This window comes from Pseudomonas sp. JL27(2026), from assembly GCF_056933555.1.
Genome location: NZ_CM167794.1, coordinates 2553235 through 2567927 on the forward strand (window position 1 = coordinate 2553235; position 14693 = coordinate 2567927).

The 14693-nt window shown below is 59.0% G+C and carries 13 protein-coding genes; 7 read left to right on the forward strand and 6 right to left on the reverse strand.

Annotation, left to right across the window (positions count from 1 at the left end):
• Positions 1-13 precede the first annotated feature (13 nt).
• Genes AC1Z1G_RS11645 through AC1Z1G_RS11655 form a run of 3 tightly spaced genes read right to left on the reverse strand, consistent with a single transcriptional unit; the run spans position 14 to position 2614 of the window.
• A complete protein-coding gene (locus tag AC1Z1G_RS11645) occupies positions 14-1195 on the reverse strand; it encodes an acetyl-CoA C-acetyltransferase (RefSeq protein ID WP_483627061.1) in 1182 nt (393 codons plus the stop codon).
• 23 nt (positions 1196-1218) lie between these two features.
• Positions 1219-1878 carry a CoA transferase subunit B gene (locus AC1Z1G_RS11650; RefSeq protein ID WP_483627063.1) on the reverse strand — a complete coding sequence of 220 codons (660 nt, stop codon included), beginning with the start codon at positions 1876-1878 and terminating at the stop codon, positions 1219-1221.
• Positions 1879-1915: 37 nt separating this feature from the next.
• On the reverse strand, positions 1916-2614 hold the full coding sequence (locus AC1Z1G_RS11655) for a CoA transferase subunit A (RefSeq protein ID WP_347905651.1): 699 nt from the start codon (positions 2612-2614) through the stop codon (positions 1916-1918).
• A gap of 168 nt (positions 2615-2782) precedes the next feature.
• Between AC1Z1G_RS11655 and AC1Z1G_RS11660 the strand changes: the two genes are divergently transcribed.
• The 5 genes from AC1Z1G_RS11660 to AC1Z1G_RS11680 all read left to right on the forward strand — a co-directional run bounded on the left by AC1Z1G_RS11660 (position 2783) and on the right by AC1Z1G_RS11680 (position 8978).
• Positions 2783-3667: a LysR family transcriptional regulator gene (locus AC1Z1G_RS11660; RefSeq protein WP_483627065.1), complete on the forward strand. Its 885-nt coding sequence runs from the start codon at positions 2783-2785 to the stop codon at positions 3665-3667.
• Positions 3668-3825: 158 nt separating this feature from the next.
• Positions 3826-4734: a glutaminase B gene (gene glsB, locus AC1Z1G_RS11665; RefSeq protein ID WP_483627067.1), complete on the forward strand. Its 909-nt coding sequence runs from the start codon at positions 3826-3828 to the stop codon at positions 4732-4734.
• A 442-nt stretch (positions 4735-5176) separates the two neighbouring features.
• Positions 5177-6403: an ATP-grasp domain-containing protein gene (locus AC1Z1G_RS11670; RefSeq protein WP_483627069.1), complete on the forward strand. Its 1227-nt coding sequence runs from the start codon at positions 5177-5179 to the stop codon at positions 6401-6403.
• Positions 6404-6518: 115 nt separating this feature from the next.
• Positions 6519-7952: an FAD/NAD(P)-binding protein gene (locus AC1Z1G_RS11675; RefSeq protein WP_483627071.1), complete on the forward strand. Its 1434-nt coding sequence runs from the start codon at positions 6519-6521 to the stop codon at positions 7950-7952.
• Positions 7953-7958: 6 nt separating this feature from the next.
• On the forward strand, positions 7959-8978 hold the full coding sequence (locus AC1Z1G_RS11680; RefSeq protein WP_483627073.1) for an AbrB family transcriptional regulator: 1020 nt from the start codon (positions 7959-7961) through the stop codon (positions 8976-8978).
• 45 nt (positions 8979-9023) lie between these two features.
• Here AC1Z1G_RS11680 and AC1Z1G_RS11685 read toward each other — a convergent pair whose 3' ends face one another.
• Positions 9024-10967: a DNA topoisomerase III gene (locus tag AC1Z1G_RS11685; protein ID WP_483627075.1), complete on the reverse strand. Its 1944-nt coding sequence runs from the start codon at positions 10965-10967 to the stop codon at positions 9024-9026.
• A 321-nt stretch (positions 10968-11288) separates the two neighbouring features.
• On the opposite strand from AC1Z1G_RS11685, the gene AC1Z1G_RS11690 reads away from it, so the two are divergent.
• Complete coding sequence (locus tag AC1Z1G_RS11690) at positions 11289-12590, forward strand: OprD family porin (protein ID WP_483627811.1); 1302 nt, start codon at positions 11289-11291, stop codon at positions 12588-12590.
• Between the two features lie 164 nt (positions 12591-12754).
• Positions 12755-12973, forward strand: a complete 219-nt coding sequence (locus AC1Z1G_RS11695) for a hypothetical protein (RefSeq protein ID WP_483627077.1) — start codon at positions 12755-12757, stop codon at positions 12971-12973.
• Positions 12974-13153: 180 nt separating this feature from the next.
• Here the strand turns inward: AC1Z1G_RS11695 and AC1Z1G_RS11700 are convergent, their stop codons facing one another.
• A complete protein-coding gene (locus AC1Z1G_RS11700; protein WP_483627079.1) occupies positions 13154-13486 on the reverse strand; it encodes a DUF2790 domain-containing protein in 333 nt (110 codons plus the stop codon).
• A gap of 96 nt (positions 13487-13582) precedes the next feature.
• Complete coding sequence (locus tag AC1Z1G_RS11705; protein WP_483627081.1) at positions 13583-14626, reverse strand: HoxN/HupN/NixA family nickel/cobalt transporter; 1044 nt, start codon at positions 14624-14626, stop codon at positions 13583-13585.
• Between the last annotated feature and the right edge of the window lie 67 nt (positions 14627-14693).

The following is a 14693-nucleotide window of genomic DNA, read 5'->3' on the forward strand; positions in this document are numbered from 1 at the left end:
AACCTGTGCCGGTTTATGCCCGCTCAATCGCCAGCGCCACGCCTTGGCCGCCACCGATGCAGAGGGTCGCGAGGCCTTTTTTGGCATCACGCTTGATCATTTCATGAAGCAACGACACCAGCACCCGGCAGCCCGAGGCGCCAATCGGGTGGCCCAAGGCAATGGCACCACCGTTGACGTTGACCTTGCTCGCATCCCATTCCAGCTCTTTGCCGACCGCCAGTGATTGGGCGGCGAACGCTTCGTTGGCTTCGATCAAGTCCAGTTGATCCAGCGTCCAGCCGGCCTTGCCCAGGCAGCGGCGAGTGGCCGAAACCGGGGCAATGCCCATGATCGCCGGGTCGACGCCAGCATTGGCGTAGGCGGCGATTCTGGCCAGCACTGGCAAGCCCAGCGCCTTGGCCTTGTCGGCGCTCATCAACAACACCGCGGCGGCACCATCATTGAGCGAAGAGGCATTGCCGGCGGTGACGCTGCCGTCTTTCTTGAACGCCGGTTTGAGTTTGGCCAGCGACGCCGCGGTCGTCTCGGCGCGGGGTTGTTCGTCGACTGCGAATGACAGCGGGTCACCCTTGCGCTGGGGAATCAAGATTGGCGTGATCTCGTCGGCAAAACGCCCGGCTTCGATAGCGGCCGTGGCTTTTTGCTGCGAAGCGGCGGCGAAGGCGTCCTGTTCCTCACGGGTCAGGTTGTATTTGTCCACCAGGTTCTCGGCGGTTATGCCCATGTGGTAGTCGTTGAACGCGTCCCACAGGCCGTCGCTGATCATGCTGTCGACCATTTTTGCGTGGCCCATGCGCAGACCGGTGCGAGCGGCTGGCAGCACATAAGGTGCCAGGCTCATGTTTTCCATGCCGCCGGCGATGATCACTTCGGCGTCGCCGCAACGGATCGCCTGCGCGCCCAGATGCAAGGCCTTGAGGCCCGAGCCGCAGACTTTGTTCAAGGTCAGCGCGGGCACCGCGTGGGGCAGGCCGGCGAGGATTGAAGCCTGGCGCGCCGGGTTCTGGCCCGAGCCGGCGGTCAGCACCTGGCCGAGGATCACTTCGTCGACCTGATCACCGGCCAGTCCGGTTTGCGCCAGCAACTGGCGAATCACCGCTGCACCGAGTTCCGGTGCCGGAATGCTGGCCAGGGAACCCTGAAAACTGCCGATGGCGGTACGGGTGGCGGCAACAATCACAACTTCTTGCATCGAATTTCTCCTAAGGCTGCGGTTCAGGCGAACTGCATTTCTGGAACATGCTCGGGAACGATCAGCTTGCCAGCGGTCTTGCTGACGATTTCCTCGACGCTCACGCCCGGTGCACGTTCCTTAAGGATGAACGCGCCGTTTTCGATTTCCAGATAGGCAAGGTCGGTCAGCACGCGTTTGATGCAGTTGGCACCGGTCAACGGCAGGCTGCAACGCGGCAGCAGTTTCGACTCACCGTCCTTGGAGGCGTGGGTCATGGTGACAATGATGTTGTCTGCGCCGGCCACCAGGTCCATTGCGCCGCCCATGCCCTTGACCAGTTTGCCGGGGATCATCCAGGAGGCGATGTTGCCTTGTACGTCAACTTCAAACGCGCCCAGCACGGTGAGGTCAATGTGGCCGCCGCGAATCATCGCGAAGGATTCGGCGGAGGAGAAAATCGATGCACCGATGCGGGCGGTCACGGTTTGCTTGCCAGCATTGATCATGTCGGCGTCGACTTCATCGTCGGTCGGAAAGGCGCCCATGCCGAGCAGGCCGTTTTCCGATTGCAGCATCACTTCCATGCCTTCGGGGATGTAGTTGGCGACCAGGGTCGGAATGCCGATGCCGAGGTTTACGTAGTAGCCGTCTTTCATTTCGCGGGCGACACGCTGAGCCATTTGTTCGCGGGTAAGAGCCATTTTTATTCTCCGTTGTTCGTCGGGCTGGGGGCGGGGATCACTTGCGCACGGTGCGTTGTTCGATGCGTTTTTCGAACGTGCCGCAGATGATCCGGTCGACGTAGATGCCAGGGGTGTGGATCTGCGAAGGGTCCAGTTCGCCGGGTTCGACGATTTCTTCGACTTCAACCACGGTGATCTTGCCGGCGGTGGCGGCCAGCGGGTTGAAGTTCTGCGCGGTGTGGCGGTAGATCACGTTGCCGAAGTGGTCGGCTTTCCAGCCTTTGACGATGGCGAAGTCGCCGGTGATGGATTCCTCCATCAAGTACGGACGGCCCTTGAACTCACGGATTTCCTTGCCTTCGGCCACTGGAGTGCCCACGCCTGTCGCGGTGAAGAACGCCGGAATGCCCGCGCCGCCCGCGCGCATTTTTTCCGCGAGAGTGCCTTGGGGGGTCAGGACGACTTCAATTTCGCCGCTCAACAGTTGCTTCTCGAACAGGGCGTTTTCGCCCACATAGGAGGCGACCACTTTGCGGATCTGCCGGTCTTCCAGCAGCACGCCCAGGCCAAAGCCGTCGACGCCGCAGTTGTTGGACACCACGGTCAGGTCGCGGGTGCCTTTGCGCTTGATCTCGGCGATCAGGTTTTCCGGGATACCGCACAGGCCGAAGCCCCCGGAAATCACGGTCATGCCGTCTTCAAGACCGGCCAACGCTTCCTCATAGGAAGCCACGCGTTTGTCGAAACCTGCCATAGGCACCTCTTTTATTCTTGGTGGGCGGCTGGCTAGCCGTGTGGGGTGGAGTGTCTCGCCGTCGTATTCATTTGTTAAGTTGTTTTTTTGCTTGAATTGATTAATAAAGCTCATTAAAGCGCTGCGCACTTCTTGCAGCTTATCGCTTACAACCGGAGCAACGCGACCATGACCGTCAAGCAGATACGAGCATTCCTGGCCGTGGCGCAGAGTTTGAGCTTTGCCGTGGCGTGCGAGCGGCTGCATCTGTCGCAATCGGCGTTGAGCCTGACCATCAAGGCGCTGGAGGAGGGCCTGGGTGGGCGTTTGTTCAGCCGCACCACTCGCAACGTCACGCTGACCCCGGAGGGCGAATCCCTGTTGCCGCTGGCTCGACGGCTGATTGCCGATTGGGACAACACCGAGGATGAAATGCGCCAGCGCTTCACCCTCCAGCGCGGACGGGTGACGTTGGCGGCCATGCCATCGTTTGCCGGCAATCTGTTGCCGCCGATCCTCAAGACGTTCCGGGCGCGTTACCCCAAGGTCAACGTGACCGTGAACGATGTGATCAACGAGCAAGTGCTGGAAATGGTCCGCGACCGTCAGGTGGAGCTGGGTGTGGCGTTCGAGCCCATGCAAAGTTCCTCGCTGGCATTTACGCCGCTGTACATCGACCGTTTCGTCGCGGTGGTGCCCAGTGACTCGCCGTTGGCCGAGCGCGCTGAAATCGATTGGGCAACCTTGCTGGAGCAGCCGTTTATTACGTTGCAGCGGCCCTCCACGGTGCGGGTCATGCTGGAAGAACACTTGCAGGCGCGGCAGATGAAGTTGCCGGTGGAGTTTGAAAGCCATCAGTTGGCGACGGTCGGGCGCATGGTCGCCAGTGGTCTGGGGGTCAGTGCCATGCCGGCGTTGTGTGCCGGGCAGATGCGTGAGCTCGGCGCCCACTGCATCACCCTGCGTGACCCGGTGATCGAGCGGGCCATCGGTGTGCTGACCAAACCCGGGCATGAGTTGTCGGCAGCAGCGCAGGCGTTGTTCGATATTCTCAAGAGCCAGAGTCATCCGTAGACACGCTTGCTCCTGCGAATGTGTTCGGTTTTGTCCCGCGAGCGGTGGCCACTGTTCACAGGACCGGGCTTGCAAGCAAAACTGTGATCTGCGCACGGCGTGTAACGTCTAGCGAGAGTGTCCCCGCAGTGGTACGGGGCGTGAATTCGGAACACGGCATGCAAGCGTTGTTGAACGAGATCCTTGAGACGGTTCGCCCCTTGATCGGACAGGGCAAGGTGGCTGATTACATTCCCGCACTGGGCAGTGTGCCGGCCAATCAATTGGGCATTGCGGTGTACGGCAATGACGGCGAGCTGTATTGCGCGGGCGACGCGCACACGCCGTTCTCGGTACAGAGTATTTCCAAGGTGTTCAGCCTGGTGCAGGCCATTGATCATTCCGGCGAAGCCATCTGGGAGCGTCTGGGGCATGAGCCGTCCGGTCAGCCGTTCAACTCGCTGGTGCAACTGGAGTTCGAACGCGGCCGGCCGCGCAATCCGTTCATCAATGCCGGGGCGCTGGTGATCTGCGATATCAACCAGTCACGTTTTGCGGCACCGGCACTGTCGATGCGTGATTTTGTGCGGCGCTTGTCCGGCAATCCGCAGGTGATGGTCGACGGGAAAGTCGCCGAGTCGGAGTACCAGCACCGCGCGCGCAACGCCGCCATGGCGTACCTGATGCAGTCGTTTGGCAACTTCCATAACGATGTGGAAGCAGTGCTGCGCAGCTACTTCAGCCATTGTGCGTTGCGCATGAGTTGCGTCGACCTGGCCCGGGCCTTCTGTTTCCTGGCCAATGACGGGTTCTGCAAACACAGCGGCGAGCAGATTCTTACTGCCCGTCAGACCCAGCAGGTCAATTCGATCATGGCCACCAGCGGTCTGTATGACGAGGCCGGTAACTTTGCCTATCGCGTGGGGCTGCCGGGCAAGAGCGGCGTGGGTGGCGGCATCGTGGCCGTGGTGCCGGGGCGGTTTACCGTGTGCGTCTGGTCGCCGGAACTGAACGCGGCGGGTAACTCGCTGGTGGGTATGGCGGCGCTGGAGCTGCTGAGCCAGCGCATTGGCTGGTCGGTGTTCTAAGGCTCTGTAGGAAAACTGCCTGATCGCCACTCGGCGACTTTTCGTACAGACCCTAGACATCACAGAAATCCGGTGTAGGAGCTGACGCGGCCTGTGGCAGCTCTTTGTATTTCGACTATCGCTCCGTCAGGAGTCGATAGCTCTCGACTGATTTCGCTCGAGCCCATCATTTCGGAAGCGTCCTACAGCCAGCCACGAAGTAGCGTATTAACCTGCCAGTTGCACTGCCCATCGGTGAGTTACGAACCCCGAGTCAGAGCCGCTTCAGGCGAGTTAACGTGTCGCCTTTATCGCCCTTTCATAGTTCTCTTGGTTAAGAAATCTGTAAGCACTGTGTATTGCGTGTGCCAAGGAAGTTGTGCACGGGGGATTCGCATGGGTTTATCGCCCAGTTGCACGCTTGGCATTTTGAATGGACTCTTTTTGATACCGGGTAACTCTCTTGAAATCTGTCATTTTATTTGCGCCTGCAAAAATCCTGCTTCAACACTCCGAAGCAGAATGGCTAAGTGTATTGGGCAACAACAGTCTGATTTATAGCGACTTGTCAGCCAAGGAGTTGCTAACACAACAATTTCCCGCGCTGACCTCAGCTTTGCGGCTCTATGCAAACTTCAATGATTCGGGCGTGGTTGAACTGGATGCGCTGGCCGCCGCAAAAGAGCTAGGAACTAACACTCTGGTGGCACTGGCGGAAGTCGATTTGTTGCGCGTGGCGCGGATCAAAGACCGGCTCAGCGGCTCGACGACGCGCTACGAAGAGATGACCTTGCTGTATCGGGACAAATTCCTGATGAAGCAAAAACTGGCGGAACATGGCATCCGCATCAACCCCATGGCGGTTGTCCGCTCTGCATGCGAAATCAATGACTTCATTGAGCAATATGGTTTTCCGGTCGTGGTGAAGCCTCGCGACGGCCGCGGCTCCGGTGGGGTCCGTGTGCTGCACGATGACGCTGAACTTCGCAGCTACCTGCACGAGCAGGACAGTACGACGCTACACAATCTGATGGTCGAAAAGTACATCGATTCATCGCTGTTGAACGTCAACGGGCTCTACATTGACGGCCGGCCGGTGATCATCTCTCCGGTGCGCTCAACGGTGACCTGCCTGGACTTCCTTGACGGTAAAAGTCTCGGTTTCCAGATGCTGGCCGAGCATAACCCGCTTCACCAACAATGCGTGAAGCTCACCCGACGGATCGTTGAACAGGCACTGCCGCGACTCGGCACAATGCTGTTTCATCTCGAGGTTTTTCTCGACGGTGAAGATCTGGTCGTCTGCGAAATTGCCTGTCGCCTTGGCGGTTGCAGCGTTAACCAGGAGTTGACCGACGCTTACGGTTTGAACCCGCGCTTGACCCTGATTGACGCGGAGCGGGGCGGGAAAGCGGCATCGCTCAAAGAATTGATCAAGCCGCGCCGCTTGTTGGGACAACTGAATATTCCACCACGCACCGGCAAATTGATCGAGTATCCGGCACACATCGATTTGCCCTTCATTCGTTATTGCTCGGTCACCGCAAAAAAGGGCAAGGACTACGCCGGGATGAAGTTGACCAATGGCGAAATCGTCTCGGCGATTGTCGAGGGCGATAGCGAAGAAGGCGTCAGCGATCACCTCGCGCAACTCGATAGTTGGGTCAGAGACACGTTTATCTGGGAATAACGGAATCTTCCCACCGATGCATTAACGGAAGACGAAAGGCAACGTCACCCACGTCTGTCTTCCGCACAAGGCCGGCTGACGGTCACCCTCGTCAGCCTGCGTAATGTTGCATGCCATGATCTGGCACTACGACGCACACCAACAGGCGTTATCGCGCCCGCTGGAAACCGATCTAAGGATAGATATGGGCAAGGTAGCAGTAGTCGGAATGGGCTATAGCGGCGCCATTCTTGTGGAACGATTAAAGCACCTGACGCCCGCATTGAAAGTGGATGTCTACGATACAACCGGCAGCACCGGGTCTGGTCAGGCCTATCAACAGGACAGTTTGAGCAATCTGGTCAACCGCCCGGCCAGCCTGATGTATTTGCGCGAGCTCGGCGATTTCAAACATTGGTTGCGCGAATGTCCCGTGTCGCAGGCCAAGTCTTATCAGCCGAGGCCGGTGTTCGGGAGGTTCATCGAAGAAACACTCAAGTCGTCTCTGCGCGCCCATAGCGCCATCCAGTATCACCGCGAGAGGGTGATTGGGATGACGGCAGAACAGGGACGCTACTCCCTGAAAACCGCCAGCGGCGAACGCGCGGGCTACAGCGCTGTGGTTCTGGCGACCGGCAACTCCGAGCCGACCGATATCTATCGGCTCGAAGGCGTCGAAGGCTACATCAACAATCCCTATCCGACGACCAAGCTAGCCGACATCCGTTCAGACAGTATCGGTGTGCTCGGCAATCAGCTATCGGCCATCGATGTGGCGCTAACCCTGCTCGACGCCCACCCTGACAACCACGTCACGATGCTCACCCGAAGCAGCAAGATTCCCAACTACAGCGAGCACTACCATCCGCGCCCGCTCAAGGTGCTGAACGAGAGCAACCTCAAGCAACGACTGCGGGGCACCGGCTCGCTACTGAAAACCGTACAGGCAATGTTCGACGAGGAGCTGGGCGCACACGGTATTCACGTCAACCTCGAAGCCTTGATGCGCGATCACACCCTGGCCTCGGTTGCCCGAGAGGCGATCTACTCGGTGCTCTCATCGACCAACCTGATCGTGCCGATGATCTGGAACCTGTTATCCGAGCGTGACCGAAAAGTTTTCGTCGGGCGATACCGAAGCGCCTGGCGCCAACTGCGGGTGCCGATTCCCAAGGAGAACTGGATCAGGATTCATCAGCATATCCATTCCGGGCGGTTGGCCTGCAAAACCGGGTTGGCGGATGTCAGCGTCATTGAGGATCAATTCGTGGCACGCGGGCGGGATTTTCAGTGCTCGTTTTCCAACCTGGTTAATGCGACCGGCGCCGGCGATGCGATGGAGGACGCGTTGTACCAAAACCTGACGGCCTCCGGGATGTGCATCCAGCATCAGTACGGCGGAATCGATGTGCGCTTTGACGACTGCCGGGTGATAAACGAACAGGGGCCAACCAATATCTTCGCAATCGGCGCCCCTACCGCAGGGGTGTTCTACGCGGTCAGCAATATTGATGTCCTGCAGATGCAGGCCGAAATCATCTACAAAAACCTTCGTGCATTAGGCGCTTGAGAAACTATGAAAACCTTACTGTGTTTGCTGATTGCCACTGCGGTGGGTACTGGTTTTCAGTATGTCGGCGTCCCGCATGGCCTGTTGCTGGGCTCGATACTCGCGGCCGCATTGATCGTCAGCAAACGCCAATTTTCGCCGAGGATGCCGCTCGGTCTTGGCTACGTGCAAATCGTATTAGGGATCGCCACCGGCCTGATGTTCGAGGCCTGGGACAGCCAGACAGTCGCCGCGCTGTTGCCCAGCCTGGGCTTGTTGCTGCTGTGCCTGACAGCGCAGATTGTCGCGGCGGGTTTGTGGCTGCGCAAAGTATCGGGATGGAATCTCAAGGACTCGCTGCTGGCCGTTTACCCGGGCGCACTCGCGGCGGTATTCGATTTGCTGGAGTCCGAGCGGGCGTCGAGCAAGGTGATCGTCGTGCATCTGGTCCGCCTGTTGTCGATCACCATGCTGGTCAGTTTTTGCATCCCAGGGCCTGTCGACGTGGTACTTGTCGAGAGCAACTCGCTGGGCATCAACACCGTGCTGACGCTGTTGTCGCTGGTCGCGCTGTGCCTGGTGCTCGGGCGCCTGCTGTTGCGCATCGGCGTCCCGGCACCGTTCATGCTCACCGCTATTGTCGCCACCGGCGTCTACGTCAAACTGGATTATCTGCACGGCTTCCACATGCCGGCATGGAGCGTCGATGCCGCCGCCATCATCCTCGGTGTGCTGATCGGCTCGAAATTCAAGGACATTACCCCGGCGGAGCTCGTGCGCCACGGTCGTGCCGGGTTGATGTCTGTCGCACTGATGTTGCTGGTCGCCGCAGCGTTTGCCGGGGTGGCGGGGCGGTTGCTGGGCAACGATCCCTTGGTTTCATGGTTGGCGTACATGCCGGGGGCCATCGAGACCATCACGATCGTCGCGTTCAGTGGCGGGCTGAACGTGGTGTTCATTCTGTCCCACCACTTGGTGCGGATGGTCGTGTTGCACTTCGCCCCCGCTTTGATTGTTCAGGCGCGTAGACGGCGGGAAAATGCCTGATCGCCACTCGGCGACTATTCGTACAGGCCCGAGGCGCCCCAGCTCCTATAAGGTGGGTTTTGCTTTGCGTTTGCTGGTCGGCGCGGTTTTGCGCTTGGCAGTCTTGCGTTTGTTCTTCCACGGCGTTGCGCCTTTACCGGCCGGGCTGGCCGGGCCGCTGATGGTCAGGCTCAGGCCGGTGCAGCGGCCAACTTGCTTGCTCATCCAGGCGGCTTGTTTGGCAACAAAATCCTCAAGGCTCATTTCACCACTCTGGACCATGTCCAGTGCCTGTTCCCAGATGGCCGTGGTGCCGGGGTCGGCGATGGCGCGGGGCACGGCGTCGATCAGGCTGAACGCTGGCGGCGTGGCCGCCAGGGCTTTGCCGTTCTTGATCAGGTAGCCACGGTCCAGCAGTCCTTGAATGATCCCGGCGCGGGTAGCTTCAGTACCGATGCCGGTGGTGTCCTTGAGTTTTTGCTTGAGCAACGGGTCTTCGACCAGTTTGGCGACGTTCTTCATTGCCTTGATCAGGTCGCCTTCGGTGAACGGTTTGGGTGGCTGGGTCCAGAGGTCTTTCAGGTTCACGCCGGCAACGGCGCACTCGCAGCCTTCGGTCAGTGCCGGGAGTATTTGTGGCGCAGGGGCTTCGCGGCCCTTGGCCGGGGCCAGCGCTTCGGGCAGCGCACGCTTCCAGCCCGGCTCGACGATCTGCTTGCCCACCGCCCGCAAGGCATAACCTGCGCAGTCAAAGTCGGCCTGGGTCCTGTCGAATTCGTGATTAGGCAGAAATTGCGCCAGGTACCGTGCGCGGATCAAGGTGTAGACCGCACGGTGTTTGCCGGTCAGGCGTTCAAGGTTTTTCGCGGCACCCGTGGGGATGATGCCGTGGTGAGCGCTGACCTTGGCGTCGTTCCAGGCCCGCGAACGGCGTTGTGGCTCAAGGTGTTCCAACAGACTGCTCAGGCCGGGATCGGCACGCCCGAGGGCGGCCAGAATGCCCGGCGCCTCGCTGTGCTGGCTCACTGGCAGGTAGCCGCAATCGCTGCGTGGGTAGGTGATGACCTTATGGGTTTCATACAACGTCTGCGCAACGTCCAGGGTTTCCTGGGCGCCGAGGCCGAGCTTTTTCGAGCAGATTTCCTGCAACGTGCCCAGGTCGAACGGCAGCGGCGCGGCCTCGCGAACCCGCTCGGTCCGCAGTTTGATGAGCTGTGCGCGGTCGGCGTTGTTCATGGCTGCGGCGGCTTCCCGGGCCAGAGCCTGATTCAGGCAACGGTCCTGGTCATCACAGGCATCGGCCGCCGCGCGCCAATGGGCAATGAACGTATCGCGACCGTGACGCAATTGCACGTCGATGGCCCAGTACGCCACCGGTACGAAGTCGGCAATGCTGCGGTCGCGGTCCACCACCAGGCGCAAGGTCGGGGTTTGTACGCGGCCCACCGGCAACACACCCTGATAGCCGGACTGGCGGCCCAGCAGCGTGAACAAGCGACTCATGTTCATGCCGATCAACCAGTCGGCCCGCGAACGTCCCAGCGCCGAATGGTAAAGGCTGAACGTTTCGGCACCGGGCTTGAGCGCTGAAAGGGCCTTGCGGATGGAGGCGTCGTCAAGTGCCGAGAGCCACAGGCGCTTGATCGGCCCGCGATAACGGCAATGTTCCACCAACTCCCGGGCGATCATTTCTCCCTCACGGTCGGCGTCGGTGGCAATCACCAGTTCATCCGCTTCGCCCAGCAGCCGCTTGACCGCTTTGAACTGGCTGGCAGTCTTGGGCTTGACCTGCATTTTCCATTTTTCAGGGACGATCGGCAGATCGGCCAGTACCCAGCGCTTGTAGCGGGCGTCGTAGGCATCCGGCGGTGCGGTTTCCAGCAAATGGCCGATGCACCAGGTCACCGTGATATTCGTGCCCAACCAGCAACCGTCGCCACGGCGGCTGGCGCCGAGCACGGCAGCGATGTCTTTGGCCTGGGACGGTTTTTCACAGAGGAACAGCTGCATAACCACCATCATGGTTCGGGTTGGAAAGGTCGATAGCATGAGTGGTGAAGACGAATCGGGCAATCTTTATCTGTATGGATGTACAGTTGAAGCTGTTGCCATTGATTGCGCTCGCGGTGTGCCCCAGACGCGGGAAGAAACAAGGCGCAGGCCACGCTGACAGAATTGTAATGCGCCAATCATCTCCACGTTATCTCCCGGTTGTAAGGATACCCCCCGGCAGCCACGGGGCCGCTCGTGGCCCCGGGAGAATAAAAAACAGCCGAAATCCAATGGCTGATAACTCTGGAGTGATCGATGAAAAACACCACACACGTAACGATGGCCGCGTTGGCGGCAATGGTCGGCTGCGCGCCGGGCCTGGTGTGCGCCGAAGAAAAGGCTGAAGGCTTTATCGAAGGCAGTCGCTTGAACGTGCTTAATCGCAACCTTTACTTCAATCGTGATCATCGGGACGGTCAGAAAAGCCCTACGGGCAATGGCTATTCCGAAGCCTGGGCGCATGGGGTGATTGGCAAATTCGAGTCCGGCTTCACCCAGGGCACTGTGGGCGTCGGGGTCGATGCGTTTGCCATGATCGGCCTGAAACTCGATACCGGTGACGGTCGCAACGGCGGGCGCAGTTCATTCGATGTGCTGCCGGTGGACCGCAAGGGGCAGGCGCGGGATGAATACACCAAGGTGGGAGGGGCGGCCAAGGTTCGGGCTTTCGACACGGTGCTCAAGGTCGGTGACGTGTTTCCTGCCAACCCGGTGGTGGCGGCCGGGGATTCGCGGTTGCTGCCGGAAAGCTTTCGCGGGGTGACCGCCACCAACACCAGCCTTGAGGGTTTGACCCTGCAGGGCGGGCGCCTGCATGCCATGAGCCAACCGGTATCGAGCAACCTGCGCGACAACTTCGCGACCTTCTATGGCGGGCCGGTCAATTCGCCGTGGGTGGGCTACTTTGGCGGCGATTACACGCTGAACAAGCAAGTGAGTTTCAGTCTGTATTCCAGTCGGCTCAAGGACGCCTGGAACCAGTACTACGTCGGGACGACATTGCAATATCCGCTGGCGGACGACCTCGACGTCTTTGGCGGCCTCAACTATTACAAGGCGGTGGACGAGGGCAAGCAATTGCTCGGCAGGTTCGACAACAACATCTGGAGCGCCAAGGTCGGTGTCACCTACGGCGCCCACACCCTGGCGTTGTCCCACCAGCGAAACAACGGCAACGATGACTTTGACTACTTGCGCCAGTCGGACTCGATCTTCCTCGATAACTCGATTCAGTACAGCGATTTCAACTCACCCAAAGAGCGTTCGTGGATGGTTCGCTATGACCTGGACATGACCACGTTCGGTGTGCCGGGGTTGTCGTTCATGACGCGTTACGGGCGAGGGGCGGGGGCGGACTACTCCAATGCCAACGCCGTTTACATGCGCCGCGACGCCGAGGGCAATCCGCTGACCGACCAGAAGCGCTGGGAGCGCGACATCGAGGTCAAATACGTGGTGCAGACCGGCTCGCTCAAGGACCTGTCGTTGCGGGTGCGCCAGGCCAATACCCGGGCCACCGCGTTCGAGTCGGACCTGGACGAAGTACGTCTGATTGTCGAATACCCGTTAGCCATTCTTTAAGCGTTTGAACGCTGTTTATTCAGCGTTTAAACCAAAGATGTCAAGAATGTAATGTCCCGCCCATGCTCCTGTTAGCTTCACCTTTTTATCATTTACGGGAACCTGAAGACGGGTTGCTGAATAAGCCACCGAGTCGATTCCATGACTGTAAGAGGATGCTAACCATGAAACTACTCAGGATGTTGTTTGTCGCGATGATTGCCGCCAGTGCCGGCACTGCGTTTGCCGAAGGTGGCGCGGAGCGTTCTCAAGAGTTCTGGAAACAATTCAAACTCAGCCAGGAGCAAGTGCACGGCAGCAAGAGCAACACAGCCAATGCTGAAGCCACGGTCAAGGCCGACTCGGGCGATCAAGTAAAGTCTGCCGGAAAGTCGGAGGGTTAGTAAGCGGTTGAACGGTTTGGTCATTCACCTTTAGAAGCACAGTGCTCCTTTGGAAGAGGTGAATTTTTAGGGCGTCCTTCGGGGCGTCTTTTTTTTGCCGGTCAATAATACAGACACAAAAAAGCGCTGGAAGTGGGTACGTCCAGCGCCTGGGTACAGGAGGGTTGAGGGCAAAAGACCTTAGCTGCCGCGTGTACGGCATTCCCCGGCCACACTGTAACGCACGGTCGTGAGCTGCCCCCGGGAATCTTCATACGTCATCTGGGACGGCACCACCTCGCAGGACTTTATCGGTGGCGTGACGTTCACCACTTTAACCACGTCGAGTTTCATCCCGTATTGGTAGTTCTTGATGGTCGGGGCGCTTTTGCCTTCTTTCGCGGCGTACTTTTCCATGGCGGCATTATTGGCTTGCATCATCTTTTCAAAGACCTTGTCACCACCACTTTCGGCCATGACCGACGTGGATGCGATCAATGCACCGGTTAAAGAAATGATCTTGAACAGTTTCATGTTGAATGCCTCATTAAAAACCTGCCGAAAGCATATCAACCGGCGCCTTTCATCAAGGTGGCGTCGACATTACAGATAGGTAATGTATGGGGTGTTCTAAATCTCAATGTGCTCGAAACGCTTCCATTTATAGATGATGGCCGATATCAGCCAACTGAGGATGAACACGCCGATAATGACGTAGCCAATCATTCCGAAGTTGTTGTTCAGGTCGCTCACCGTGTCCCAGAAAGTTCCGCTGAGCCCCAACGTGTCGGCCAGCAAGCCAAGCCCTTCGACGCTGCCCACCAACAGCGCCACCAGCACCGAAACGCAAGTGATGGTGATGTTGTAATACAGCTTGCGGATCGGTTTGATGAATGCCCAGCCGTAAGCCCCCAGCATCAAGATGCTGTCCGTGGTGTCGACCAGGGTCATGCCGGCAGTGAACAGCACGGGAAACACCAGGATCGACCAGATGGGCATGCCCTGTGCGGCACCGGCAGCGGAGATCCCCAGCAGGCCGACTTCCGTGGCGGTATCGAAGCCCAGGCCAAACAGAAACCCCAGAAAGTACATGTGCCAGCTTTTGTTGATCAGGCCAAACAGCGGACGAAACAGCCGTGCCAGGAACCCGCGGCTGGCCATCAGCAGGTCGAGGTCTTCCTCGACGTAGGGTTTGCCCTGCCGGACAAGGCGAAAGGCACGAATGACCGAGCGCAGAATCACCAGGTTCATCAGGGCGATGGCAAACAGAAAGGAGGTCGAGACGAGCGTGCCGATCATGCCGCCGATGGCTTTGAAACCGGCCAGTTGACCTTGCAGGGCCATGGCGGTGGCGGCGATGCCAATTGATGCGAGCACCACAATGGTGGAATGCCCCAGCGAAAACATCAGCCCGACGCAGATCGGTCGTTTGCCGGCCTGCATCAGTTTGCGGGTAACGTTGTCGATCGCTGCGATATGGTCGGCATCCACGGCATGACGCAGCCCGAACGAGTAGGCCAGGACACTGGTGCCCATCAGCAGCGGGTAGCTGTGAAAGGCCAGGAAGGCCCAAGCCCAGGCGGCGACGTTGAACAGAATCAGCAGCGCATAAATGGCGATGATCTTCTGCTTGAGCTGACCACGGTCATCACCGAACAACGCCTTTACGATCATTGTCTGACCCCTGGGATCACATCAAGCTGCCAGGCAATGAGGGGCTGCCTGGCGGCACGGCGTTGCC